The sequence below is a fragment of the Kitasatospora sp. NPDC008115 genome, from assembly GCF_042957205.1.
Classification (GTDB): domain Bacteria; phylum Actinomycetota; class Actinomycetes; order Streptomycetales; family Streptomycetaceae; genus Kitasatospora.
On the sequence record NZ_JBIBHU010000001.1, the window covers coordinates 175,262 to 199,510 of the forward strand.

Genomic DNA, 24,249 nt, shown 5'->3' on the forward strand with positions numbered 1-24,249 from the left:
ACAACCCGCCGGAACACCCCCGGCTGACCCCCCGTCGGCCGACGCACCCCCACAACGCGAAAGTCCCGCCCGATCAACCGATCGGGCGGGACTTTCATTGGGTGGAGCTGAGGGGATTCGAACCCCTGACCCCCTCGATGCGAACGAGGTGCGCTACCGGACTGCGCCACAGCCCCAACGAGAAGAAACTCTAGCACCTTTCGGAGGGGGTCCGTGACCACCCTCCTGGTGGGGGCCACGGAGGCGGCCCCGGAAAGCGAAGAGGCCCCCGGGGAGGGGGCCTCGAAGCTACTCGTTGGCGGCGCGCGGCCGGGGTTCCGGAGCGGGCGGCTCGGCGTACTGGTCGAACAGCGGGGTCTTGCGGGCCTCGGCCGGGCGGCCGGCGGTCCAGGTGCCGGGGGCCGACAGGTCGAGCCCGCGGTTGACCCGGGGGGCCACCGGTGCCGTCACATAGGTCGGCAGCGGGACGGGCACCGGCTCCCAGGAGTCCGGGCCTGCCGCGCCGCGCTCCCGCATGCCGTCGACCCACTCCTCGTGCTCGGTGGCCTCCGCCACAGCCGAGGCCGAGACGGCGGCGGCGCTCTCGGAGGCGGCCCGGGCCGCGTCGGCCTCGGTGGCGAGCCGCAGGTGCGGGCGTCCGCGCCCGGCGGGCGCCCCGGCCGCCGGCTCGGCGGGCGCCGGGGCGGGCGCGGTGGTCGCGGCGGCGGCCTCCTCCCGGGCGGCCTCGGCGCGCTGCTGCTCGCGCTTGCGCAGCCGTTCGGCGGCCTGGGCCGCGCGGGCCCGGTCCAGCTTCACCGCGTACCGCTGGCGCTCCAGCCGGCGCAGGTGGCCGATGTAGAGGGTGAGCAGGACGGCCGGGAGCGCGGGCACCCAGAGGAAGGCCAGTCCGGCCACCGCCGCGACCACCGCGCCCAGCGCGAAGGCCAGGAAGAGGACGGTCACCATTCGGCGCCGGCGGGCCAGCAGCCGCGCCCGGCGCTCGGCCCCGCCGGCGGGGCCGGGGCGCGCCTCGGTCCGGACCGCGGGACGGGGGGGCACCGGTTCGTCGGCCGGGCCGCCGGGGACGGCCGCGGGGTCGTCTGAGGCGGCCGCGTCCCGCTCGGGGGGGCCGTCCTCACTCTGCTCGTCGTCACGCGGTTCGTCGCCCAGGGCCCGGGACGCCCGCCGCTCCAGCGCCGAACGCCCGGCCAGCAGGCGGATGGCGGTGCTGAAGCGTTCCGTCGGGCGCGCCTCGTTGAGCTCGTCCTGCCTGCGGAGCCACATCGGCACCAGATAGGCGGCCCAGGCCCCTACGATGACGGCGTAGATAAGGCCGCTACTGCTCACGATTCACACCGTACGGGCGTGGAGGAACGGCCGGTAGCAATTTGGTGCGGCGTGTCGTGTGATCAAGCTGATTCTCCGACTATTTTGCCGGCATTTGTGCCCCTCCGTCGCCGGGCCGATGCCATATCGATATTTTATTCGAACATGCATTCAATTCCTCGGACGACGCCCCGAGCTGAGTGAACGCCAGCGCTCCAGCATCCCCTCGGGGACCTCCTCGGCGGTGAGCGCGAACACCAGGTGGTCCCGCCAGTCGCCGTCGATGTGCAGATAACGCGGCCGCATTCCCTCCGAACGGAAGCCGAGCTTTTCCACCACCCGCCGGCTCGGACCGTTCTCCGGCCGGATGCACACCTCGATCCGGTGCAGCCCCAGGGTCGCGAAACAGTGGTCCACCGAGAGCGCCACCGCGGTCGGCATGATGCCCCGGCCGGCCACCCCCTCGTCGATCCAGTAGCCGACGTTGGCCGAGCACATCGAGCCCCAGGTGATCCCGCCGACGGTCAACTGCCCGACCAGCCGGCCCCGGTAGAGCACCACGAAGGGCAGCATCCGGCCGGCCGAGGCCTCGCCGCGCAGGTAGCGCACCATCTGCCGGTAGGTCGGGCGCGGGCCCGCCGCCAGGCCGGCCGGGCCGGGCGGCACGGTGGCCTCCCAGCGCCGCAGCCAGTCCCGGTTGCGGCGGCTGACCTCCTGCCACTCGCGTTGGTCGCGGGCCCGGATCGGGCGCAGCACGACGTCCCCCTCGTGGAGTTCTACCGGCCAGCCGGCGTTCAGTGCGCGCTCCCGGAAGCTGGTGCGTCGGGCCGGGGGTGGTCCCCGCCGCCGAGCTGGTCGACGGCGTGGGCGAGCAGCGGGGCCAGTACGGCCAGACCGTCCCGGACGCCGCCGGTCGAGCCCGGCAGGTTGACGACCAGGGTACGTCCGGCGACCCCGGCCAGCCCGCGGGAGAGCGCGGCGGTCGGGACCTTCTCCCGGCCGTACGCGCGGATCGCCTCGGGGATGCCGGGGATCTCCCGCTCCAGCACCCGGGCGGTCATCTCGGGGGTGAGGTCGGTCGGCGAGACACCGGTCCCGCCGGTGGTCAGCACCACGTCGTAGCCGGCCGCCACGGCCTCGCGCAGCACCGCCTCGACCGGCTCGCCGTCCGGGACGACCCGGGGGCCGTCGGCCGTGAAGCCCATCGCGCGCAGGCCCTCCACCAGCAGCGGGCCGCCCTTGTCGGCGTAGACCCCGGCCGAGGCGCGGTTGGAGACGGTGACCGCCAGCGCCCTCATGCGGTGGCCTCGGGAGCGGTGGCCTCGGCAGCGGTGGCCTCGGGAGCTGCGGCTTCCGGGGCGGTCCAGTCGCCGCTCCTGCCGCCGGTCTTGGCGAGCACCCGGACGGACTCGACGACGGCGCCCTTGTCGACCGCCTTGACCATGTCGATCACGGTCAGCGCGGCCACCGCGACGGCGGTCAGCGCCTCCATCTCGACGCCGGTCCGGTCGGTGGTCCGCACGGTGGCGGTGATCTCCACCGCGTCGTCGGCGACGGTCAGCTCGACCTTGACGCCGGAGACCGCGATCGGGTGGCAGAGCGGGATCAGCTCGGGGGTCCGCTTGGCGCCCATGATCCCGGCGATCCGGGCCACCGCCAGCGCGTCGCCCTTGGGCAGGCCCTCGCCGCGCAGCAGCTCGACCACGCGCGGGGAGACCCTGACCCGGCCGGCCGCGACGGCGGTCCGGGCGGTCACGGCCTTCCCGGAGACGTCGACCATCCGGGCCGCGCCCTGCTCGTCGACGTGGGTGAGGCGGTCGCCGGGGGGTGAGGTGGTCACGGTGGCTCCAGGGGCGCTCAGGTCGAGTACCGCGCTACCGTACCCCCCGGTCCGGCCGTGCGTGGGACGGGCCGCGTCGATGAGACCGCCCGTCCCGGACGGGAGTTCGCCCGGGCGCCCCGGTTGCTCAGCCGCCGAGCAGCACCACGTCGACCTCGCTGCCGGCGGGCAGCTCGGTGACGTCCTCGGGCACGGTGATCAGACAGTCCGCCCGGGCCAGCGCGCCGACCAGGTGCGAGCCCGCGCCGCCGACCGGCTCGACCAGGCCGTCCCGCTCCGAGTAGCGGCCGCGCAGGAACTGCCGGCGCCCGGCGGGCGAGCGCAGCGCCACCGGGCAGTGCGCCCGGACGACCGGGCGGTGGACGTCCTCGGCGCCGAGCATCGCGCGGATCACCGGGCGGACGAACAGCTCGAAGGAGATGTACGCGCTCACCGGGTTGCCGGGCAGGGCCATCAGCGGCACGCCCGCGCCGGGGCCGATCCGGCCGAAGCCCTGCGGCTTGCCGGGCTGCATCCGCAGCCGCCGGAAGTCGACCCCGCCGTACTCGGCGAAGACCTCCTTGACCACGTCGTACGCGCCGACGCTGACGCCGCCGCTGGTGACGACCAGGTCGGCCCGGCCGAGCTGGTCCTCCAGCACGGCGCGCAGCCGGGCCGCGTCGTCGGGGACCCCGCCGACCCGGTAGGCGATCGCTCCGGCGTCCAGGGCCGCGGCGGTGAGGGTGAAGCTGTTGGAGTCGGTGATCTGCCCGGGGCCGACCGGCTCGCCGGGCTGGACCAGCTCGCTGCCGGTGGAGAGCACCACGACCCGCGGGCGCGGGCGGACGGTGACGGTGGCCCGGCCGGTCGCGGCGAGCAGGCCGAGCTGGGCGGGGCCGAGCCGGGTGCCGGCGGCCAGCACCCGGGTGCCGGCGGCGACGTCGCTGCCGCGGCGGCGGATGTGGGCGCCCTCGGCGACCGGGCGCAGCACCCGGACCTCCCCGCCCCCGGCGGCGGCGGTCATCGCGTCGGCGGGGCGGCCCGTGCCGGTGCCGCCGTCGGTCCACTCGACCGGGGCGACGGCCTGGGCGCCGGGCGGGACGGGGGCGCCGGTCATGATCCGGGCGGCCTGGCCGGGGCCCACCACGGGCAGGTCGCCGGCGCCGGCGGCGATGTCGCCGACCACGGCGAGCACCGAGGGGTAGGCGGCGCCGGCGCCGACGGTGTCGGCGGTGCGCAGCGCGTAGCCGTCCATCGAACTGTTGTCGAAGGGCGGCAGGTCGCCGTCGGCGAGGACGTCCTCGGCCAGCCGGCAGCCCTGGGCGTCGAGCAGCTGGAGCTCGATCGCGGGCAGCGGGCCGACGGCGGCCAGGACGTCGGCGAGGTGCTCGTCCACGGTCCACAGACCGTCCGGACGGGCGGCGGAGCGGGCGGCCGGGGCCGGGTCCGCGGAGTCGTCGCAGCAGGCTGCGGGGGTGGTACCGCTCTCCGTGGACCCGGTCATCGGCGCGCTCGCTCTCTGTCGGTGTGTCAGTCCTGCAGCTCGGAGGCGACGAACTCGCGCAGCCAGCTGCGGAAGTCCGGGCCGAGGTCCTCGCGCTCGGAGGCCAGCCGGACGATGGCGCGCAGGTAGTCCGCGCGGTCGCCGGTGTCGTAGCGGCGGCCCTTGAAGAGCACGCCGTGGACCTGGCCGCCGGTGTCGGCCGGGCGGTTGGTCAGCTCGCGCAGGGCGTCGGTGAGCTGGATCTCGCCGCCGCGGCCCGGCTCGGTCTCGCGCAGCACGTCGAAGACGGACGGGTCGAGCACGTAGCGGCCGATGACCGCGTAGTTCGACGGCGCGTCGGCGGTGTCCGGCTTCTCGACCAGGTCGGTGACCTGGAAGACGTCCTCGCCGAAGCCGTTCGGCTTGACGGCGGCGCAGCCGTACAGGTGGATCTGGGAGGGGTCGACCTCCATCAGCGCGACGACGGAGCCGCCGAGCTCCTGCTGGACCTCGATCATGCGGGACAGCAGCGGGTCGCGCGGGTCGATCAGGTCGTCACCGAGGAGGACGGCGAAGGGCTGGCCGGCGACGTGCTGCTCGGCGACCGAGACGGCGTGGCCGAGGCCCTTCGGGTCGCCCTGGCGGACGTAGTGCATGTTGGCGAGCTCGACGGACTCGCGGACCCGGCGCAGCCGGTCCTGGTCGCCCTTGCGGGCGAGCAGCTCCTCCAGCTCGTAGGCGCGGTCGAAGTGGTCCTCCAGAGCGCGCTTGTTGCGGCCGGTGACCATCAGTATGTCGGACAGCCCGGCGGAGGCGGCCTCCTCGACGACGTACTGGATCGCCGGCTTGTCGACGACGGGCAGCATCTCCTTCGGAGTGGCCTTGGTGGCCGGCAGGAATCGGGTACCCAGACCGGCCGCGGGGACCACTGCCTTGGTGACCGGGGTACGGGAGTTCGTCGTCGTCATGCGTTTACCTTACTAAGGCACGTATTTCGCCTGACCGGGCGCAGTTGACCGATGCTTCGGCAGCACGTCGCCGGACCCGGCCGCGATGGCAGGCAGAGGGGACGTGGCGGGTGGGGCGAGGGGGTCCCCTCCGACACAGGGCGACAGACTACCCGCCTTTTCCGAACGGTCATGTTCGGCTGCGAAGACTCCCCCCGGCACCGCGGAACCGGCCCCTTGGACGCCCCCCGGAAGGTCCGCCGGAACGGCCCGGGGAGCCGCCGGGCGCCAGCAGTCGCCGCCGGCCGCGCGGGCCGCCGCGAGCGCCCGGTCCGCGGCCCGCAGCAGCACCGCGGCGTGGGCGCCGTCCTCGGGCAGCACGGCCAGTCCGGCCGCGGCGGTCAGGCCGTTGCCGTACGGGCGGCGGCCCTCCCGGTCCCCGGAGGACCAGTCCAGCAGCAGGTGGCGGCGGACCGACCAGACCAGCCGGTCGGCGACCTGGGCCGCGCCCTCGGCGCCGGTGTCCGGCAGCACCACCAGGAACTCCTCGCCGCTGTAGCGGCCCAGGGTGTCGGAGCGCCGGATCTCCATGCCGAGCCGCTGGGCGAGGTCGCGCAGCACCGTCCCGGCCCGGGCCCGGCCGTGCTCGGCGACCACCGCGTCGAACCCGCTGATCTCCAGCAGCAGGACGGCCAGCGGACGCGGCCCGTCCTGCTGCTCGTGCCGTTCGGCCCGGCGGGCCCGGTCGATCTCCCGGTCCAGGGTGAGCTGGAGGTGCCGGTAGTTCCAGACGCCGGTGACCGGGTCGCAGGAGGCGGTGCGCTCCAGCTCGGCGCAGCGGGACTCCAGCTCGGCGACGCGCTCGCGCAGGGCGCCCTCGCGCCGCGCCGAACGGGCCGAGCCGCGCCGCAGCCGACGGCCGAGGACGGCGGCGCCGGCCAGCGCGGGGGCGCTCAGCACGGCCAGGGCCTGGACCAGCAGCGGGGTGGACATCGGGGGGCGCCTTCCGCGTGTCAGGCTCTGGGCGTCCCGGTCACACGGGCGTCGGGCATCCAGAGCGGTCGTGGTCGGAACGGTCGAGGTCGAGCGGTGGAGGAGCGGTGGACCATCCCATGCACAACGAGAAGAGCGAGCTGAGGACACGGCTGTTGTCCGAACGGCGGGCACTGCCGCCCGGGGCCCGGGAACGGGCCGCCGAGGCGCTGGCCGGGCACGCCGGCGAGCTGGCGGCCGCGGCGGCCACGGTGGCGGCGTACGTCTCGGTGGGCGCCGAGCCGGGCACCCGACCGTTGCTGGACGCGCTGCGGGCGCGCGGGGTGCGGGTGCTGCTGCCGGTGCTGATGGCGGACAACGACCTGGACTGGGCGCCGTACGCGGGGCCCGAGGCGCTGGCCCCGGCCGGGCGCGGGCTGCTGGAGCCGGTCGGCGGACGGCTCGGGCCGCAGGCGGTGACCGAGGCGGGCCTGGTGCTGCTGCCGGGCCTCGCGGTGGACCGCCGGGGGCTGCGGCTGGGGCGCGGCGGCGGCTCGTACGACCGGGTGCTGGCCCGGCTGGAGCGGGCCGGCGCGCGGCCGGTGCTGGCGGTGCTGCTGTACGAGCACGAGCTGCTGGACCGGGTGCCGGCCGAGCCGCACGACCGGCCGGTGGACCTCGCGCTGACCCCCTCGGGCACCCACCGGCTGGGCTGAGGGGGCGGACGCCGACGGCCCCGCGCCCCGGGATTCCGGGGGGCGGGGCCGTCGGGACCGGGCGGCGTCAGCCGTTGGTCAGCGTCAGCTTGTGCTTGGTCGCCTTCTCGACCGCGTCCGGCGAGTAGGCCCAGGTGAGCAGATCACCCTTGAGCCAGACGTCGGTCTGGTCGTTGTAGTTCTCGTGGAACGCGTGCCCCGAGGCGCCGCCGACGTTGACCCAGCGGGAGGCGTCGAGGTCGTTCAGGTCGATCACCATGCGCATCGACGGGATCCAGTCGACCTGGTACCCGGCGGCCGCGTTCCAGCCCGCCGCGTCGACCGCCGCCGAGCCGCCGGAGAGGCGGTACGGGCCGCGGTTGAGCAGCTTGCGGACGGCGCCCGAGGCGATCGAGGAGTCGTCCGAGCCGAGGGTGCGCTCGCGCAGCTCCAGCTTGTGCAGCCGGCCCCAGCTCCAGGTGGTGATGTCCTTGGTGAGCAGCGAGGTGAGCTCCTGGCGGGCGTTGGTCATCGCCTCGCGCAGCAGGTTGTCCAGGCCCTTCTGCTCCTTGTGCTGGGAGTCGATGTACGTCCACCAGGAGCTGTCGGGCTTCTCCAGCTGCTGGCGGACCACCTCGGTCCAGCGGTCGCCGCCGTCCGGCTGGGCGCGGCCCGGGTCGCGGGTGCCGCACTCGGTGACGATCTTCGACTTGCTGTCCGGCTTGGTCGGGTCGGCCTGCTGGCGCACCAGCAGGCAGTTGCCCTCGGCCCGCAGGTCGGCCGGGAACTTCTGGCCGAAGGCGAGGGTGAGCAGCTGGCGCCAGACGCCGTTGTAGTAGGCGGCGGCGGCCGAGTCGGCGTCCTGGTGGTAGTTCCAGTCCTTCAGCAGGTCCTGGGCCTCGCGCACGTAGGGGTCGTCGATCTCGACCTTGAGCAGCATCGGGACCAGCGTCTTGGCCAGGATGCTGGTGTTGTCGAGCTGCATCTCCTGCATGTCGTCCGGCGAGATCTTGCCGTTGTTCTTCAGCCGGGCCTCGATCTGGTCGGTGATCTCCTTGGCCCGGGTGCCGTACTCCCAGTCGCTGGTCAGCGCGTACTTGTACGAGGGGTCGACCACGGCCTGGTTGGCGGTGACGATGTAGCCGCTGGCGGGGTTGAGGCTCCACGGCAGGGCGCTGAACGGGACCGGGTCCTTCTTCCACTGGTAGGCGGAGTCCCAGCCCGGCGCCGGGTAGCGGCCCTTGCCCTCGCCGCGCACCGGGATGTAGCCGGGGGCCTGGTAGCCGATGTTCTTGGCGTCGGCGTAGATGAGGTTCTGGGCCGGGACGGCGAAGTCCGCGGCGGCCTTCCGGAAGTCCTCCCAGCCCTTGGCGCGGTCGAGCGCGAAGACCGCGTCCATGGTCTTGCCCGGGATCAGCGCGGCCCACTGCAGGGCGACGCCGTAGCCGCCGGTGCCGCGGTCCGGGGCGGAGGTGCCGTTGGGCGCGTACTTTCCGACGTTCTGCTGCTCGGTGCTGGGGTCGGAGATCAGCGGGGCGCCGGTCGCCGTGGTGCGCACGGTGATGGTGCGGTCCTCGCCGCCGGCGACCTTGATGGTCTCCTTGCGGAGCTCGAACCGCTCCTCCTTGCCGTCCACCAGGTAGGTCTCCGGGCCGGTCACCTTCTCAAGGAAGAGGTCGGTGACATCGGCGCCGAGGTTGGTGAGGCCCCAGGCGATGTCCTTGTTGTGGCCGATGACCACCCCGGGCATGCCGGCGAAGGTGAAGCCGGAGACGTCGTACTGGCAGGTCGGCGAGACGGTGCGGCAGTGCAGGCCCATCTGGTACCAGACCGAGGGCAGGCCGGGGCCGAGGTGCGGGTCGTTGGCCAGCAGCGGCTTGCCGGTGGTGGTGTGGCTGCCGGCGACCACCCAGGAGTTGGAGCCGATGCCCTGGCCGTTGCGGCCGAGCATCTCGGGCAGCGCGTCGATCCGGTCGGTGACGTCCTTGAGCACCGCCTTGGTGGCGGCAGCGCCCTGGGCGGTGCCGGTACCGGTGCCGGTCGTGCCGGTGCCGCCGCCCGCCGGGGTGGAGCCGTCGGCCGGCTTGTAGGCGGTGCCGTTGACGGTGCCGGTCTTCACGATCGTGCCGTTGCGGGCGAACGGGTAGTCCGGGTACAGCTCGTCGATCTTCTCCGGGCTGAAGTCCTGGGCGAGCAGCGAGCGGTCGATCTCCTCCTGGAGGTTCCCGGAGAGGTCCCAGGCCATCGCCTTGAGCCAGGACACCGAGTCGACCGGGGTCCACTGCTCGGGCTCGTAGTCACCGTTGACGACACCGAGCAGGCCGTACTCCAGCGAGGCGGAGGAGCCGCCCGGGTGCTCGGCCAGCCAGGCGTTGACGCCGTCCGCGTACGCCTGGAGGTTCTTCTTGGTGTCGGCGCTCAGGACGGTGTCGAACTCCTTCTGCGCGACCTGGCGCCAGCCCATGGTGCGGATCATGGCGTCGGTCTCGACCTGGCTGTCGCCGAACATCTCGGAGAGCCGACCCGCGGTGATGTGCCGGCGGACGTCCATCTCCCAGAAGCGGTCCTGTGCCTGGACGTAGCCCTGGGCGCGGAAGAGGTCCTCGGAGGTGTCGGCGTAGAGCTGCGGGATGCCGTTGGCGTCGCGCTTGACGTCGACCGGCGCGCTCAGGCCCGCCAGCTTGACGGTGCCGTCGACCTCCGGGAAGGACGCACGGACCGCGGCCACCCCCCGGTAACCGCCGTAGCCGGCGCCGGCCACCAGCAGCACGACCAGCACGATCACGATCAGACGGGCGCGCCGGAACTTCTTGGAGCGGGGCATCTGGGTCCTTGCGGTCCTCACTGGGGGGCGGGCGGACATGTCAAGAGCACGTAGCCGTGACAGAGCACCACATTAGGCCGCCCCGGCTGGCGGCCGTGCACGGGGGACGCTCACGGTGGGATCGGAGGAGGCCGGAAACGGGAGGTGACGGAGCCGGTGAGAAGCAAACTTAAAGATATGGCAAAATGTTAGACTGAGTAACGATCCGCAAGGGGAGTAATCGGTGCTTCCCCGCGCCGCCCCTGTCGGTACCCCGTCCGCCCCCTGCCACGCCCGAGGTGCCCCTGCGTGAATGTCGACCACCTGAACCAGCTGCTCCTCGAGTTCTCCGTGATCCTGCTGGTCGCGGTGGTCGCCGTGCGGGTGTCCACGAAATCGGGCCTGCCAAGTCTGCTGATCTATCTCGGCATCGGCGTGGCGCTCGGCCAGAACGGCCTGGGCATCTCGTTCAACAACGCCGAGCTCACCCAGGTGCTGGGTTACGCGGCGCTGGTGGTGATCCTGGCCGAGGGCGGCCTCAAGACCAACTGGCGCGAGGCGAGACCGGTGATGCCGGCCGCCACGGTGCTGGCCACCGTCGGCGTCGGGATCAGCGTCGCCGTCACCGCGGCCGGCGCGCACTGGCTCGTCGGCCTGGACTGGCGGACCTCGCTGCTGCTCGGCGCGATCGTCTCCTCCACCGACGCCGCGGCCGTCTTCTCGGTCCTGCGGACGGTGCCGCTGCCGCGCCGGCTGACCGGCCTGCTGGAGGCCGAGTCCGGCTTCAACGACGCGCCCGTGGTCATCCTGGTCGTCGCCTTCGCGACCGTCGGCGCGCACGACTCCTGGTACGTCCTGCTCGGCACAATCGTCGCCGAACTGGCGGTCGGCCTGGCCATCGGCCTCGTGGTCGGAAAGCTGGGCGCGTACGGCGTCAAGCACGTCGCGCTGCCGTCCTCCGGCCTCTACCCGATCGCCGTGATGGCGCTCACCGTGCTCGCCTACGCCGGCGGCGCGCTGCTGCACGGCTCCGGCTTCCTCGCCGTCTACGTCAGCGCGGTGGTCCTCGGCAACGCCAAGCTGCCGCACGGTCCCGCCGTACGCGGCTTCGCCGACGGCCTGGCCTGGATCGGGCAGATCGGCATGTTCGTGCTGCTCGGCCTGCTCTGCACCCCCGAGTCGATGGGCTCGGCCGTGGTGCCCGCCCTGGTGATCGGCGCGGTGCTGGTCTTCCTCGCCCGGCCGCTCTCGGTGGTGCTGACCCTCACGCCGTTCAAGCTGCCGGCCCGCGAGCAGGCGCTGCTCAGCTGGGCCGGACTGCGCGGGGCGGTGCCCATCGTGCTGGCCACCATCCCGCTGGTCTCCGGCGCGCCGCTGGCGCAGGAGGTCTTCAACATCGTCTTCATCCTGGTCGTGGTCTTCACCCTGCTCCAGGGCCCGACCCTGCCCTGGGTCGCCAAGGCGCTGCGGATCGGCGAGGGCTCGATGGGCCAGGACCTCGACATCGAGTCCGCGCCGCTGGAGAAGCTGCACGGGCACCTGCTGTCGGTCGCGCTGGCGCCGGATTCGAGGATGTCCGGCGTCGAGGTCGGCGAGCTGCGGCTGCCGACCGGCGCGGCGGTGACCCTGGTGGTGCGCGAGGGGAGCAGCTTCGTGCCGGACAAGACCACCGTGCTGCGCGGCGGGGACGAGCTGCTGGTGGTGACCACGGACGAGGTCGGCGAGGCGGCCGAGCGGCGGCTGCGGGCCGTCGACAAGGGCGGCAAGCTGGCCGACTGGCTGAACGGGCGCGACGGCTGAGGGCCGCACCCGATGTTCACCCCGGCGTCACGGGACACGTTTGGACCGGTCCTGTAAGGTCGGGGTGAGCGCGTCTTCTACGCGCGTAAATGCTTTCATCGCTGACACACCAACCCCAGCATCTGCCTGATGCAGAGTTGGCGCGACCGCTCGGCGGCCGCGGTCCGGCCCCGGCTCACCGCCGGACCGGCCCGGTATCTACCCCGGTCGACGCGCGAGAGGACGACTCTCGGCGCCGTCGGGGCCACCCCATGCCCTGCCGCGCTACCAGGCAGCAGGAAGGACCGACCGTGACGGCCCGCCGAACGGTCGACGGCGTCCAGGACGCCCGCAGCACCACCGCGCCCGGGGAGGGCGCCGCGCCCGCCGCCGCACCCGTCCGCGTCGGTTACGGGACGCTGCTGCGCACGCCCGGCGCCTGGACGTTCCTGGCCCCCGCGTTCGTCGCGCGACTGCCCTACGCGATGCTCGGGATGGGCATCCTGCTGCTCGTCAAGGACACCCACGGCTCCTACGGCACCGCCAGCACCGTCGCGGCGGTGGCCGCCGTCGCCCAGGCGCTGATCGGCCCGCAGACCGGGCGGCTCGCCGACCGGTACGGCCAGGCCCCGGTGCTCGTCCCCACCGTGGTGGTGCACGCGGTCTCGGTCGGCGCGCTGATCGCGCTCGCGCTCGGGCACGCGCCGGCCTGGAGCCTCTTCCTGGCCGCCGCCCCCGCCGGGGCGAGCGTCCCGCAGATCGGCGCCATGGTCCGGGCCCGCTGGATCGCCACCTTCTCCGCCGAGGGCGCGTCCGCCGGCTCCGCCGCCAGGATGAGCACCGCCTTCGCCTTCGAGTCCGTGACGGACGAGTTCACCTTCGTGATCGGCCCGATCCTGGCCGCCGCCGTCGCCACCTCGGTCAGCCCCTCGGCCGGGCTGGCCGCCGAGGCCGCGCTGACCCTGGTCGGCGGCCTGGCCTTCGCCGCCCAGCGGCGCACCGCGCCCGCCCGGGTGGTGCGCGCGCCCGGCGTCCGGCAGGCCTCCGCGCTCGCCTCGCCCGGCGTCCGGCTGCTGGCCGGCACCTTCCTCGGCGTGGGCGCCGTCTTCGGCGGCCTCCAGGTCTCGGTGAACGCCTTCGCCGACTCGGTCGGGCGGCACGGCGCGGCCGGCACCGTGTACGGCGTCTTCGCGGGCGGCTCGATGGTCGCCGGCGTGCTGTACGGCATGGTCGCCTGGCGGCGCCCCGTCCAGCAGCGGATGATCATCAGCTACGGCCTGCTGGTGCTGGGCTGCTCGACCCTGTGGGCGATGCCGAACCTGGTCGCGCTCTCGGTCGCCGGACTGGTCTGCGGCCTGGCCATCGCGCCGACCCTGATCAGTGGCTACACCCTGGTCGAGACGCTGGTCGAGGACGGCGCCAAGACCGAGGCCTTCACCTGGCTGACCGGCGCCATCGGCCTGGGCCTGGCGACCGGCGCGACGGCGGCCGGGCGGCTGGTCGACGCGCACGGGCCGTCGGTCGGGTTCCTGGTGCCGGTGGCCGGGGCCGGGCTGGGCCTGGTCGCACTGGTCGCGCTGCGCGGGCTGCTGGTCCCCGGGGGCGCGCGCCCGACGCCGGCCGCGGGCTGCGCCGAGCGGGGTGCGCCGGGCCGGCTGGTGGGCGCGGCCGAGGGCTGAGCGCGGTGGCCGGATCGGACACCACGCCGGACTCATCTCACATTCGAGTCGCTGGACTGATCCACCGGAATGCCGCATCATTGACCATCGTTAGCACTCATCAGGCGAGAGTGCCAGGAGGAAGACAAGTGCCCACGTACCAGTACCAGTGCACCGAGTGCGGCAACGGCCTGGAGGCGGTGCAGAAGTTCACCGACGAGCCGCTGACCACGTGCCCCGACTGCCAGGGACGGCTCCGCAAGATCTTCTCGGCGGTGGGCGTGGTCTTCAAGGGCTCCGGCTTCTACCGGACCGACAGCCGCTCCTCCTCCAGCAGCTCGGTGGGCGGGGGCTCGTCCTCGACCTCCTCGTCGTCGGCGTCCGGCTCCTCGTCGTCGTCCTCGTCGGGCTCCTCGACCCCCGCCGCGAGCCCCGCCCCGGCGGCCGGCTGAGCTTCGGCCGGACACCGGCACCGGCTTTCCGAAAGGCCCGTCGTTCCCGCTTCCGAGCGGGTGCGGCGGGCCTTTCGTCGTCTCCGGGGCCCTCGGCTCACCCGTCCGGGTGATGGTCCTCGTCCACAGGCCCGGGTTTTCCACAGGCCGGGAAAAGCGGCTTCCGGCGGGAGCGCGGGCGGCCCAGAGTGTCGGTCACCGGAACCCGAAGCCGATCCCCTGGAGGTGCCCGTGCGCACCGGTTCGCCCGCCCTGTCCCCCCGTCCGCTGCCGCTGCCGATCCCGCCGCTGCCCGCGCCGAGCGTCCCGCCCCGGCAGCCGGTGCCGCCGTTCCCGCCGATCGGCGGCCGGGCGGGTCCGCGCTGCCGCCTCCGGCGGGTGCTGCGCTACCGCGCCCCGGTCCCCGCCGTGCTGCTGCTGGCGGCGGCGGCCGTACTCACCCTCGGCCCTTCCTGGACCGGCCCGCCCGTGCCTGGGGCGGCGCCGCCGGTGGGCCGAACGGGTTGTCCGTCGGAAGGGGGAGAAAATCACCCGTGACCGGCGAACGACTCCGTCGTTCACGCGGCATGAAAGGCTTCAAGGAATTCCTGCTGCGCGGAAACGTCGTCGAGCTGGCGGTCGCCGTGGTCATCGGCGCGGCCTTCACCAACATCGTCAACGCCTTCGTCAAGGGCGTGATCAACCCGATCGTCGGCGCGTTCGGAGCCAAGGACCTCGCGTCCTACAGCTCCTGCCTCAAGGGTCCCTGCGAGGTGTCCGCCACCGGCGAGGTCACGACCGGCATCCTCATCCTCTGGGGCAACGTGCTGAGCGCGGCCCTCCAGTTCCTGATCACCGCGGCCGTCGTCTACTTCTGCCTGATCCTGCCGATGACCAGGTTCACCGCCCGGCGCAAGACGCTGGCCGAGGTCCAGGCGGAGGCCGAGGCCAAGGAGGTGCTGCTGCTCACCGAGATCCGCGACGCCCTGGTCACCCGGGCCGGCTGAGGCCCGGCCGGGCCCGGCCGTCAGTCCCCGTGGTGCGGCGGGCGCTGGCTCAGGTACCAGTCCAGCCCCCGGCCGCCGCTCGCCCCCGTCCCGGGGCGCTCGCCCCAGCCGGCGTCGGTGTCGTCCCGGGACTGCCGCTCCAGCGGGTCGCCGAAGACCAGCCGGGCCTTCGCCGCCCTCTTCGCCCTGTCCGCCGCCGTCCCATCCACCGACTTCTCCTCGGCCGACTTCTCCTCAGCCATCTTCGCCTCCACCGCTCTCGACCTTCCCCCGCCGTCGTTTCCCGCCTGCTGCCACCAGCCTAGAAGGCCGCCCGGCACGACGGCGGGTCCGGTGCGGAGCGCTCCGCACCGGACCCGCCGGCCATCGTCATCCCCGGTTCCGCGTCACGCGGCCTCGAAGCCCGCGTGGTCGGCGATCTTCTTCAGCTCGGCCAGCGCGTGCTTCTCGATCTGGCGGATCCGCTCACGGGTCAGGCCGTGCTGCTTGCCCACCTCGGTCAGGGTGCGCTCGCGGCCGTCCTCCATGCCGTAGCGCGACCGGATGATCGAGGCCGTGCGGTCGTCCAGCCGCCCGATCAGGCCGTCCAGCTCCTCACGGCGCAGCATGACCATCACGGCGTCCTCCGGGGAGGTCGCCCCGGTGTCCTCGACCAGGTCGCCGAACTGGGTCTCGCCCTCGTCGTCGACCGACATGTTCAGGCTGACCGGGTCACGCGCCCAGTCCAGCACGTCCTTGATCCGGGCCTCGGTGGTGTCCAGCTCGGCCGCGATCTCGGCGGGCTCGGGCTCCCGGCCCAGCTCCTTCGACTTCTCCCGCTGCACCCGCCGGATCCGGCCGAGCTCCTCGACCAGGTGGACGGGCAGCCGGATGGTGCGCGACTGGTCGGCGATCGACCGGGTGATGGCCTGGCGGATCCACCACGTCGCGTAGGTGGAGAACTTGAAGCCCTTGGCGTAGTCGAACTTCTCCACCGCCCGGACCAGGCCGGCGTTGCCCTCCTGGATGAGGTCGAGCAGCGGCAGGCCGCTGCGCGGGTAGCGCCGGGCGACGGCGACCACGAGACGGAGGTTGGACCGGATGAAGACGTCCTTGGCGCGCTCGGCGTCCTCGGCTATCGCCTCCAGCTCCTCGCGTCGCACGCCCTCGGGAAGCCCGTCCTCGTCCAGCAGGTGCTGGGCGTACACGCCGGCCTCGATCCGCAGCGAGAGCTCGACCTCCTCGGCGGCATCGAGCAGGGGCGTCCTGGCGATCTCGTCGAGGTACATGCCGACCAGGTCACGGTCGGCCTCAAGGTTGGTCGGGCGGGCCGCGCGAGTCCGGTCGGCCCTGTCGCGAACGACGGCACGGGTGGCCATGCTTGCTCCCTTTGCTGGTGTTGCCGCGGTCTGGCTGCCTGCCCGGAGAGGGCAAGAAGTGCGGGCCCCGCGGGGCTCACACGTAACGATCCAACGAACAGAATCCGGACAACATTCCCAAGTCGCTCAGATTCTTCCGGCGATGCAGTATCCTGCCCGCTCCCGCCCCCGATTCGGACGCTGGGTGACCGCCCGGGGACCGACCGCCCTCACCGGCGCACCCCCGCGCGCGCCCCCGTTCCGCACAACCCCGCCGGGCCCGAGCGCGTTCCCGCGCAGGGCTCGCCCACACCCCGGCGCACGCAGGTCCTCCGCACAAAAGATGCCAAATCGCTATCGCCGCGGCGCACGATCGCCCCGGGCGGCTGGGAAGGTGTCAGCCATGCACCTGACCAACAGCTCGCCCTCCATCACCCCGCGTGATCGCCACCTGCTCCGGCACGCGGCTCTCGCGGTCTGCTGCGCCGTGCTGTTCGCCGTCCTCACGGCTCTGGTGCAGACCGGCTGGCGCCCGCTCTCCCGGCTCGACCACGAGCTGATCGACGACCTGCACCGCTTCGCGGCCGGTCACACCGCGTGGACCGCCTCGGTCCAGCTGTTCTCCGACGTCGGCGGACCGGCCACCATGCGCTCCGTGCTCGGTGCGGCCGCCGTCTGGCTCTGGCTGATCGGCGCCCGGACGCTCGGCGGCTGGGTCGCCGCCCAGACCCTGGTCGGCTGGGGCGGCCAGTGGGTGCTGAAACTGTCCTTCGGCCGTCAGCGCCCCACCTTCTCCGACCCCGTCGCGCACGCCGGCGGCCCGGCCCTCCCCTCCGGCCACGCGATGGCCTCCGCGATCGCCTGCGCCGTCCTGGTCGGCCTGCTCTGGCCCCGGGCCGGGCGGACCGGCCGGATCACCGCCTGCGCGGTCGCCGTGCTGACCGTCCTGGGCATCGGCGCCTCCCGGGTCTTCCTGGGCGTCCACTGGCCCAGCGACGTGATGGCCGGCTGGCTCGCGGCCGGCATGGTCCTCGGCAGCGTCACCGTCCTCGTCGAACTCGCCCGCCCCGGCGCGCTCGCCCGCGACTTCCGCCGGGTGAACTGGCGCACCCGCCCCCGCGTCCAACGGGTCCTGGCCTCCCCGCCCCGCCCGCCCAGGGACCCCGCCGCCCGCACCCCGGACCCCGCCGCCGACCACCCCGACGGCCTGCTGCGCTGACGCCCCCTCACCCCGGTGAGAACGCCGCGGGCCCCCTCGGTCGCAACCGAGGGGGCCCGCATTCACGTCATCCGCCGTGTCCGGCGTTGTGCCCCAGGCAGGATTCGAACCTGCGACACCGGCTTTAGGAGAGCCGTGCTCTATCCCCTGAGCTACTGAGGCGGGGACGACCGCTGACAGCCTAGCGGATCGGGGGCGGAGCGGTGGGCGGTACGGCCCCGGGCGCCCGCCCCGGGCCGGGGGTGCCCGAGTGGGCGAGCGACCGCCGACGGTGGGTCAGGCGGGGCAGGGGCGGGCGGCCCGACCTGAGCGGACGCGGCTAGCCTGGAGGAACGGAGCCCTCGGACCGACGGGCCCGGGGCCCCCGGCAAGGGGAGAGAACGGGGGCGGCAGATGGCGTCGGGTGACCGGTGGGACCGGGGCCCCGTCCGCCTCGCGCGGAAGGCGGCCGGGCCGGTGGTGTGGCTCGCGCCGGCACTGGTCATGCTGGCGGTGGGCGCCTACCGGCTGGGTACGCCCGCGCTGTGGCGGGACGAGGTGGCGAGCTGGGTCTCGGCCACCCGGCCGATCGGCGACCTCCTTCGGATGCTTCAGCACGTCGACGCCAGCAACGGCGCCTACTACGTCCTGCTGCACGGCTGGACCGCCCTGTTCGGCGACTCGGAGATCGCGCTGCGGCTGCCCTCCGTCCTGGCGATGGCGGGGGCGGCGGCGTTCACCGCGCTGACCGCCGAGCGGCTGTTCGGCGGCCGGGTCGCGGGCGTCTGCGCCGGACTGCTGTTCGCGATGGTGCCGCTGGTCTCCCGGTACGCCCAGGAGGCCCGCTCGTACGCCCTGGTGACCTGCGCCGTCGCCGCGGCGACCTGGTTCCTGCTGCGCGCGATGGAGCGGCCGGTGCTGCGCCGGTGGGTGCCGTACGCCCTGGCGATGGCGGTGGCGGGCGCGGCGCACCTGGTCTCGCTGAGCGCCCTGGCCGGCCAGGCGGCGCTGGTCGCGCCGTACCTGTGGCGGGCCACCGGTACGGCGCGGTGGCGACTGCTCGCCCGGCTCGCGCTGGTGCTCGCCGCGCTGGGCGCGGCGGTGCTGCCGGTGGCGCTGCTGGGCCGGGAGCAGTCCGAGCGGCAGCTGGGCTGGCTCGGCCGGCCGACCCTGGACCAGCTGTGGCACTTCGGCGAGCCGCTGTTCGGTTCGGCCCGGGTGTTCCACGTCTTCCTGGTGCTCTCGGCGATGGCCCTGGTACTGCCGGGCCGGCGCGGCCCGGCGCTGCGGCTGCTGCTGCTCGCGGTGCTGCCGGTGCTGGCCGTCTGGGGGTTCTCGTTCGGCCCGACCTCCTACTTCCTCGACCGGTACCTGCTGTTCACGGTGCCCGCCTGGGCCGCGCTGGCCGGCTGCGGGATAGGGGCGGGCTACGCGGCGGTCACCGCGGCGGCCCGCCCCGGCCGGACCCCTCCGGAGGTGCGGGCGGCGGGCCTGCTGCTCGCGGTCGGCGTGGTGGCGGTGGCCGGGGTGACGGCCCTGCCGACGCAGTCCCTGGTGCGCTACGCGGGCTCGCACGCGCAGTCCAAGGAGCCGTACCGGGAGGTGGCCCGGCTGATCGCGGCCGGCTACCGGCCGGGGGACGGGCTGGCCGTACCGCTCGGCAACCAGGCCTGGTCGATGGTCGGCCCCGGCGTCTCCTACTACCTGCCGTCCGGCGTGCGGCCGTATCCACTGTTCGAGGAGACCGACGCGGTCCGGGCCGAGGACCTCTTCCCGGTGCCGTGCCCGCGCCCGGCCGAGTGCACCGGCCAGGGCGGCCGCGTCTGGCTGGTCGTGCTGGGCAACACCCCCGACCCGCTGACCGCGCTGCCGCCCGCCCAGGCGGACGCGCTGCGGGCCCGGTTCGGAACACCGCGGCAGGTGACGCCACTGGGCGGGATGACGCTCTCCCTGCTGGACGGGACCGGCGCCGGGCGCTGAGCCGCCGCTCGGACGGCCCGGTCGTCCGGGGTGCGCCGGGCCGGGGGCCGGGCGACCATGGAGCCCGGCGACCACGGTCGGGAGGACGGCGGGTGAGCGAGCAGCCGGACGACCGGGGTCACCAGGACGACCGGGACCATCGGGACCACCGGGACGACTGGGGCGGCCGGGAGGAGCCGGACGACAACCGGGACGGGCGGCGGGCCACCCGGTGGCGGCACCGGTCGGCCGCCCTGGCCGGCTCCGCCCGCGGACTGCCCGAGCAGGTCCCGCTGGTGGGCCGGGCGCTGCGCCAGCTGCTCCGGGTCAACCTGCTGGACTCCGCGACCCGGCTGGCCGCGCAGGCCTTCCTCAGCGCGCTGCCCGCGCTCTTCGTGGTGGCGGTCTTCACCCCCGCGGCGGTCCGCGACGGCGTGGTGCACTCGCTGCGCAAGGAGCTGGGCCTGGAGGGCCCGGCCGCGCAGTCGGTGCAGCAGATGCTGGGGAGCGGGCACGAGCAGGAGACCGGCTTCGGGGTGGTCGGCGCAGTGGTGACCCTGCTCTCGGCGACGGCGCTCAGCCGGGCGATGCAGCGCGTCTGCGAGCGCTGCTGGGAGCTGCCCAAGGCGGGGACCAGGGTGGCCGCCTGGCGCTGGCTGGTCTGGCTGCTGGTCTGGCTGGTCTGCCTGGTGTTCCAGACCCCGGTCAAGGACGGCTTCGGGCTGGGCGCCTGGCTGGGCCTGCCGCTGACCTTCCTGCTCGCGACGGCGATGTGGTGGTGGACCCAGCACCTGCTGCTGGGCGCCCGGGTGCGCTGGCTGCCCCTGCTGCCCGGCGCGGTGCTCTGCGGCGTGGCGGTGGCGGGGATCGGGGTGGCCTCGCGGGTCTACCTGCCGGGCGCGATGAGCCGCAGCATCGGCCAGTTCGGCCCGTTCGGCGTGGTGTTCACCGGCCTGTCCTGGCTGATCGTGGTGTTCACCGCGCTGACCCTGGCGATCGCGCTGGGCAGGGTGGTCGCCGAGGAGGAGACGGTCGCGCGGCTGCTGGGCTCGCGCACCGCGCCCGGAGTGTGGGGCGGCCCGCGGTTCTGAACGCGGACCGCCCCCACCAGAGCCCAACGGACGGGGCTCAGCGGGCGCGCCTCACAGCGCGCGGGTCAGCCGGGAGGCGATGGACGGCGGGGCCAGGTCCGACTGGAGCACGACCGGCACCTCCACCCGGTTGTCGCCCTCGCCGGTGCGCAGCACGCCGACCTTGGTGCCGGCCGCCACCTGGTGGCCGACCTTCAGCGGGTCCAGCACCAGGGTGCCGGTGATGCCCGGGAAGCCGGCCACCGTGAGGTCCTGGGCGGCGACCACCGGGACGGTGCCGCCGAGGCCGTCCTCGATCCGGCCGACCACGTCGCCCTGCTTGGCCAGGGTCTGCCCGGTGATCCCGTTCTGCGCGGCCTGGATCTGCTTGGCGCTGACGTTCTGCACCATCTTGAGGATGCTCGGCTCGGCGGTGGTCGCCGGCTGGCCCAGGGTGACGCCGAGGATCAGCCGCCGCACACCGGCGATCTCCTTGTACGCGGCCCACATCAGGCAGCCGCCGGCCGGGGTGCTGGAGCCGGTCTTGACGCCGATGATGCCGTTCTTCGGGGAGATCAGGGTGTTGGTGTTGGAGATCTTCTGATTGTTGAAGGTGGTGTCCGGGGTGGAGACGATCTGCCGGAAGATCTCGTCCTCCATGACCTCCCCGGCCAGCTTCAGCTGGTCCTTGGCGGTGCTCTTGGTCTCCGCGTTGAAACCGGCCGGGTCGGTGTAGGTGGTGTTGGCCATCCCGAGCCTGGCGGCGGCGTCGTTCATCTTCCTGACGAACGCCTCCTCCGACCCGGCGTCCCAGCGGGCCAGCAGCCGGGCGACGTTGTTGGCGGAGGGCAGCATCAGCAGCTCCAGTGCCTGGTACTGGCTGATCTGCTGGCCCTCGGTCAGGGTGACCCGGGACTCGTCGACGTTGCCGGACTCCTGGGCGGCCTGCTTGTCGACGGTGATCTTCGGGCCGGCCTCCCCCTTCTTCAGCGGGTGCGCCTGGAGGATGAGGTAGGCGTTCATGACCTTGGTGACGCTGGCGATCGAGGCCGGCGTCTCCGGGCCGGAGCTGCCCAGGCTGCCGATGCCGACCACCTCGGCGGCCGACTGCCCCTTGGCCGGCCAGGCCAGGTCCAGCGGGTCGCCTGCGAAGCCGAAGCCGCCGTTGGCGGTCATCCGCACCTTGGCGTCCGGCAGCGGTCGCAGCAACTGGGCGGTGACCACGGCGCCGAGCACGACGGCGAGGAAGAGCGTCCAGATGGTGATCCGCTTGAGCGCGCGGCGCAGCGGCGAGACCGGCCGGCCGTTGAGCGCGGCCAGCACCTCCATCGCCTCGGAGGTGGATTCCGGGAAGGGCAGCGGCGCGGGCGCCGGGGCCGGCAGCGGCTCGGGCTGCGGCAGCGGGTCGGGCACGGGCAACGGCTCGGGGGCCGGGGCGGGCTTCGGCTTCGGCTTCGGGGCCGGCACGGGCAGCGGCTCCGGGCCGGGGACCGGCTCCGGCTCGGGCAGGGGCTTCGGTTCCGGGTGCGGCTCGGGGGCCGGCTCCGGGACGGTGTCCGTGTCGGGGGCGGCCGCCGCGGCTCCCGTCGCAGCGGCGGCGGGGAGGCGCAGGACGCGGGTCCGTTCGGCGTTCTCCCGCTTCTCGAACTTCTCGGCCCGCGCGGGCGCTTCGCCCTCCACGGCGGGGGCGTCGTCGGGGCCGGCCGGGCCTTCGCCATCGTCCGCGGGGGCTGTCCGGATGGCGAGACGGGGGTCGGGTCCCACGGGGCGGTCCGGCGTGCCGGGCCCGGCCGCGTCGGCGGGCTCGCGCACCTCTTCGGGCAGGCGAAGGGCGGTGGTCGCGTCGTCGGCGGGCACCCGCAGGGTGGTGGTGGCATGTTCGGCCGGCAGCCGCAGTGCGGTCGTCCGGTTGTCCGCATCCCGGACGCGCAGCTGCACGGTGGGCCCGGGGCGGGCCGCCTGCGCCGCCGTCGCGTCGCCGGCCGCGTCACCCGAGCCCTCGTCACCCGAGCCCTCGTCACCCGAGCCCTCGTCGGCGGCGTCCGCGGCGGCCTCGTTCGCGGGGCCCGAGGCGTCCGCCGGCTCCTCGCCGGCCGGGCCCGCGCCCGGGTCACCGGCGTCGGCGGCCACCCGGTCCTGCCCGGGCTCCCCCGCCCCCGAGTCCGCCACCGGGGCCTCCGACGGGACCGCCACCGGGACCGCCGACGGCGCGGCCGTCTCCTCGGCCGCCGGGGCGGCACCGGCCCGTTCGCCGTCCCGCTCCCGCGCCCGATCGCCGTCCCGCAGCACCCTGTCGGGGGACTCGCCCACGTAACCCAGCCTCCTCAACGCCCGGCGGGGCACCGGCCAACCCGTATTTCGGGAAGCCGGCACCCCGCCCCGTGTACCTGTACAGTCTCCGCCACCGGCGACCGGATCCGGTCGCCCACACCCCGCCCGACCGGCGGTTATTGCCGCGGCACGGCCGCACCGCGGCCTGTTCAACGGTCAGACGCCGGGCCCGGCACGGCCGGTTCCCCCGCCCGATCGCAAGGTCACGATTCGGAGGCGTACTCGACAAGCCCGTGTGAGAGGCGTCACGCTGTTTCCCATCCACGCGGGGAGGCTTGGATGGGCAAGAGCCGCAGAACTGTTCCCGAGGAGCTCTTGCTGCTCGCTTTGGACCCGGCCACGGGTACCACCGCGCAGCCGCAGACCCTCGACCTCGGACTCGCCGGGGCGCAGCTCGTCGAGCTGTCCCTGGCCGGACGGATCATTCCGGAGGGCGACCGGATCGCCGTGGTGCTGCCACGGCCGACGGGCGACCCGACACTCGACCACGCGCTGGAACTGCTGCGACGACGCGGCAGCCCGGTTCGCGCGGCGCACTGGATCGGCGGGCCCCGGCTGGGGCTGCGGCAGACCTACCTGGCGCACCTGGAGCGGTGCGGCATGGTCACCGCCGTGCCCGGCCAGGTGTGCGGGGTGCTGCCGACGACGCGCTACCAGGCGTCGGACGACTGCACCAACGCCGCGATCAAGCAACGGCTGGACACCGCGATCCGCACCGGCGTGCCGCCGGACCCGCGGACGGCGGCGCTCGCCGCGCTGGCGCACTCGGTCGGGCTGGGCAAGCACCTCTACCCGGGCAACGAGGGCCGTTCCTCGCGCTCCCGGCTGCGCGACCTGATCCGGTACGACCCGCTGGGCGGGATGGTCGCGCACGCCGTGATGGATGTGCAGAACGGCCTGCCGAGCCAGCAGAACCGTTCCGCCCAGGCCGGACCGGCCGCGCCGGGCGCGGGCGGTCGGGCCGGACAGCGCGCGGCGGCCGGGCGCGGCAGCGGCGGCGGACGGGTCGCGGCGTCCCGCGTCGGAGTCCGCTGACGGCTCCGCGGCCCCGCGGCCGACGGGACCGCGCGGCGCGCGGGACCCCGGGGCTCCGGGGCCGACGGGCCGGACGAAGCACTCCCGTACGCCGGGCGCGGACCGGCGCGCACAGCAGCGCACACCACACTGCTCGCGCCCTACGGCGGCGCCGAGCAACCGGCAGCACCCGGCAGTGAGAAGGGGCGGTCGCCCGCGACGGAAGTCGCCGGGCGACCGCCCCTCCGCCGTCCCCCAGCCGGTCCGGCCCCACCCGGACCCCCGGCCGCATACCGCCCCCGCACGTGCCACCAGCACCTGCGCGGTCCCGGGGCCGCACTCGCACCACATCCGTCACACCGCCGCACCACCACCGGACAGAATCGTGGCGCCTCTACCACTCGGGGGCGCTCGCTGTCTCACCGAAGCGCTTTTCCGATG

The 24,249-nt window shown here is 74.3% G+C and carries 20 protein-coding genes and 2 tRNA genes; 9 read left to right on the forward strand and 13 right to left on the reverse strand.

The genetic code is table 11. The annotated features are described in order from the left end of the window. Positions 1 to 102: 102 nt before the first annotated feature. The 8 genes from ACFZBX_RS00725 to ACFZBX_RS00760 all read right to left on the reverse strand — a co-directional run bounded on the left by ACFZBX_RS00725 (position 103) and on the right by ACFZBX_RS00760 (position 6,547). Positions 103 to 176, reverse strand: a tRNA-Ala gene (locus ACFZBX_RS00725). A gap of 112 nt (positions 177 to 288) precedes the next feature. After that, positions 289 to 1,326, reverse strand: a complete 1,038-nt coding sequence (locus ACFZBX_RS00730; protein ID WP_391530525.1) for a hypothetical protein — start codon at positions 1,324 to 1,326, stop codon at positions 289 to 291. Between the two features lie 150 nt (positions 1,327 to 1,476). Next, a complete protein-coding gene (locus tag ACFZBX_RS00735) occupies positions 1,477 to 2,103 on the reverse strand; it encodes a GNAT family N-acetyltransferase (RefSeq protein ID WP_380758337.1) in 627 nt (208 codons plus the stop codon). After that, complete coding sequence (locus ACFZBX_RS00740) at positions 2,100 to 2,603, reverse strand: molybdenum cofactor biosynthesis protein B (RefSeq protein WP_391530527.1); 504 nt, start codon at positions 2,601 to 2,603, stop codon at positions 2,100 to 2,102. The genes ACFZBX_RS00735 and ACFZBX_RS00740 overlap by 4 nt, the downstream gene beginning before the upstream one ends. Continuing rightward, positions 2,600 to 3,085, reverse strand: a complete 486-nt coding sequence (gene moaC, locus ACFZBX_RS00745; RefSeq protein WP_391531025.1) for a cyclic pyranopterin monophosphate synthase MoaC — start codon at positions 3,083 to 3,085, stop codon at positions 2,600 to 2,602. The genes ACFZBX_RS00740 and moaC overlap by 4 nt, the downstream gene beginning before the upstream one ends. Before the next feature lie 187 nt (positions 3,086 to 3,272). Then, positions 3,273 to 4,628: a gephyrin-like molybdotransferase Glp gene (glp, locus tag ACFZBX_RS00750; protein ID WP_391530528.1), complete on the reverse strand. Its 1,356-nt coding sequence runs from the start codon at positions 4,626 to 4,628 to the stop codon at positions 3,273 to 3,275. A 26-nt stretch (positions 4,629 to 4,654) separates the two neighbouring features. After that, entirely contained in the window at positions 4,655 to 5,575 is a 921-nt protein-coding gene (gene galU / locus ACFZBX_RS00755; RefSeq protein ID WP_391530529.1) for a UTP--glucose-1-phosphate uridylyltransferase GalU, read from the reverse strand. Positions 5,576 to 5,587: 12 nt separating this feature from the next. Then, positions 5,588 to 6,547, reverse strand: a complete 960-nt coding sequence (locus ACFZBX_RS00760; protein WP_391530531.1) for a GGDEF domain-containing protein — start codon at positions 6,545 to 6,547, stop codon at positions 5,588 to 5,590. A 119-nt stretch (positions 6,548 to 6,666) separates the two neighbouring features. On the opposite strand from ACFZBX_RS00760, the gene ACFZBX_RS00765 reads away from it, so the two are divergent. Continuing rightward, a complete protein-coding gene (locus ACFZBX_RS00765) occupies positions 6,667 to 7,242 on the forward strand; it encodes a 5-formyltetrahydrofolate cyclo-ligase (RefSeq protein WP_391531026.1) in 576 nt (191 codons plus the stop codon). 67 nt (positions 7,243 to 7,309) lie between these two features. On the opposite strand, the gene ACFZBX_RS00770 is transcribed toward ACFZBX_RS00765, so the two are convergent. Then, the gene (locus tag ACFZBX_RS00770) at positions 7,310 to 10,045 is read right to left on the reverse strand and encodes a penicillin acylase family protein (RefSeq protein ID WP_391530532.1); all 2,736 of its coding nucleotides are present in this window, start codon (positions 10,043 to 10,045) and stop codon (positions 7,310 to 7,312) included. Between the two features lie 288 nt (positions 10,046 to 10,333). Here ACFZBX_RS00770 and ACFZBX_RS00775 point away from each other — a divergent pair, with 288 nt between their 5' ends. The 4 genes from ACFZBX_RS00775 (at position 10,334) to mscL (ending at position 14,899) form a co-directional block, all read left to right on the forward strand. Next, positions 10,334 to 11,824 (forward strand): potassium/proton antiporter, encoded by a 1,491-nt coding sequence (locus ACFZBX_RS00775; protein WP_391530533.1) that lies wholly within the window; start codon positions 10,334 to 10,336, stop codon positions 11,822 to 11,824. Positions 11,825 to 12,114: 290 nt separating this feature from the next. Further along, positions 12,115 to 13,482, forward strand: coding sequence for an MFS transporter (locus ACFZBX_RS00780; RefSeq protein WP_391530535.1), 1,368 nt, complete (start codon positions 12,115 to 12,117; stop codon positions 13,480 to 13,482). A 128-nt stretch (positions 13,483 to 13,610) separates the two neighbouring features. Beyond that, entirely contained in the window at positions 13,611 to 13,913 is a 303-nt protein-coding gene (locus ACFZBX_RS00785) for an FmdB family zinc ribbon protein (protein WP_391530536.1), read from the forward strand. Positions 13,914 to 14,479: 566 nt separating this feature from the next. After that, positions 14,480 to 14,899, forward strand: a complete 420-nt coding sequence (gene mscL, locus ACFZBX_RS00790; protein ID WP_380758300.1) for a large conductance mechanosensitive channel protein MscL — start codon at positions 14,480 to 14,482, stop codon at positions 14,897 to 14,899. Between the two features lie 20 nt (positions 14,900 to 14,919). Here mscL and ACFZBX_RS00795 read toward each other — a convergent pair whose 3' ends face one another. Both ACFZBX_RS00795 and ACFZBX_RS00800 read right to left on the reverse strand, forming a co-directional pair. Continuing rightward, positions 14,920 to 15,141 carry a hypothetical protein gene (locus ACFZBX_RS00795; protein WP_391530538.1) on the reverse strand — a complete coding sequence of 74 codons (222 nt, stop codon included), beginning with the start codon at positions 15,139 to 15,141 and terminating at the stop codon, positions 14,920 to 14,922. A 144-nt stretch (positions 15,142 to 15,285) separates the two neighbouring features. Beyond that, a complete protein-coding gene (locus tag ACFZBX_RS00800) occupies positions 15,286 to 16,257 on the reverse strand; it encodes a sigma-70 family RNA polymerase sigma factor (RefSeq protein WP_391530539.1) in 972 nt (323 codons plus the stop codon). 382 nt (positions 16,258 to 16,639) lie between these two features. On the opposite strand from ACFZBX_RS00800, the gene ACFZBX_RS00805 reads away from it, so the two are divergent. Then, a complete protein-coding gene (locus ACFZBX_RS00805) occupies positions 16,640 to 17,455 on the forward strand; it encodes a phosphatase PAP2 family protein (RefSeq protein WP_391530541.1) in 816 nt (271 codons plus the stop codon). Positions 17,456 to 17,544: 89 nt separating this feature from the next. On the opposite strand, the gene ACFZBX_RS00810 is transcribed toward ACFZBX_RS00805, so the two are convergent. After that, positions 17,545 to 17,617: transfer RNA gene (locus ACFZBX_RS00810), tRNA-Arg, on the reverse strand. 231 nt (positions 17,618 to 17,848) lie between these two features. Between ACFZBX_RS00810 and ACFZBX_RS00815 the strand changes: the two genes are divergently transcribed. Beyond that, entirely contained in the window at positions 17,849 to 19,414 is a 1,566-nt protein-coding gene (locus tag ACFZBX_RS00815; protein ID WP_391530542.1) for a glycosyltransferase family 39 protein, read from the forward strand. A gap of 92 nt (positions 19,415 to 19,506) precedes the next feature. Beyond that, positions 19,507 to 20,484: a YhjD/YihY/BrkB family envelope integrity protein gene (locus tag ACFZBX_RS00820; protein ID WP_391530543.1), complete on the forward strand. Its 978-nt coding sequence runs from the start codon at positions 19,507 to 19,509 to the stop codon at positions 20,482 to 20,484. A 51-nt stretch (positions 20,485 to 20,535) separates the two neighbouring features. On the opposite strand, the gene ACFZBX_RS00825 is transcribed toward ACFZBX_RS00820, so the two are convergent. Then, positions 20,536 to 22,773: a hypothetical protein gene (locus ACFZBX_RS00825; protein WP_391530545.1), complete on the reverse strand. Its 2,238-nt coding sequence runs from the start codon at positions 22,771 to 22,773 to the stop codon at positions 20,536 to 20,538. Between the two features lie 300 nt (positions 22,774 to 23,073). Here ACFZBX_RS00825 and ACFZBX_RS00830 point away from each other — a divergent pair, with 300 nt between their 5' ends. Further along, a complete protein-coding gene (locus tag ACFZBX_RS00830; RefSeq protein ID WP_391530546.1) occupies positions 23,074 to 23,829 on the forward strand; it encodes a GPP34 family phosphoprotein in 756 nt (251 codons plus the stop codon). Positions 23,830 to 24,249: the final 420 nt, after the last annotated feature.

What these genes read in the sequence shown, in the direction of transcription:
- ACFZBX_RS00740 (WP_391530527.1), bottom strand. Translation starts at nt 2,603, where the DNA reads ATGAGGGCGCTGGCGGTCACCGTCTCCAACCGCGCCTCGGCCGGGGTC.
- moaC (WP_391531025.1), bottom strand. Translation starts at nt 3,085, where the DNA reads ATGGTCGACGTCTCCGGGAAGGCCGTGACCGCCCGGACCGCCGTCGCG.
- glp (WP_391530528.1), bottom strand. Translation starts at nt 4,628, where the DNA reads ATGACCGGGTCCACGGAGAGCGGTACCACCCCCGCAGCCTGCTGCGAC.
- galU (WP_391530529.1), bottom strand. Translation starts at nt 5,575, where the DNA reads ATGACGACGACGAACTCCCGTACCCCGGTCACCAAGGCAGTGGTCCCC.
- ACFZBX_RS00760 (WP_391530531.1), bottom strand. Translation starts at nt 6,547, where the DNA reads ATGTCCACCCCGCTGCTGGTCCAGGCCCTGGCCGTGCTGAGCGCCCCC.
- ACFZBX_RS00765 (WP_391531026.1), top strand. Translation starts at nt 6,667, where the DNA reads ATGCACAACGAGAAGAGCGAGCTGAGGACACGGCTGTTGTCCGAACGG.
- ACFZBX_RS00770 (WP_391530532.1), bottom strand. Translation starts at nt 10,045, where the DNA reads ATGCCCCGCTCCAAGAAGTTCCGGCGCGCCCGTCTGATCGTGATCGTG.
- mscL (WP_380758300.1), top strand. Translation starts at nt 14,480, where the DNA reads ATGAAAGGCTTCAAGGAATTCCTGCTGCGCGGAAACGTCGTCGAGCTG.
- ACFZBX_RS00795 (WP_391530538.1), bottom strand. Translation starts at nt 15,141, where the DNA reads ATGGCTGAGGAGAAGTCGGCCGAGGAGAAGTCGGTGGATGGGACGGCG.
- ACFZBX_RS00800 (WP_391530539.1), bottom strand. Translation starts at nt 16,257, where the DNA reads ATGGCCACCCGTGCCGTCGTTCGCGACAGGGCCGACCGGACTCGCGCG.
- ACFZBX_RS00805 (WP_391530541.1), top strand. Translation starts at nt 16,640, where the DNA reads ATGCACCTGACCAACAGCTCGCCCTCCATCACCCCGCGTGATCGCCAC.
- ACFZBX_RS00815 (WP_391530542.1), top strand. Translation starts at nt 17,849, where the DNA reads ATGGCGTCGGGTGACCGGTGGGACCGGGGCCCCGTCCGCCTCGCGCGG.
- ACFZBX_RS00830 (WP_391530546.1), top strand. Translation starts at nt 23,074, where the DNA reads ATGGGCAAGAGCCGCAGAACTGTTCCCGAGGAGCTCTTGCTGCTCGCT.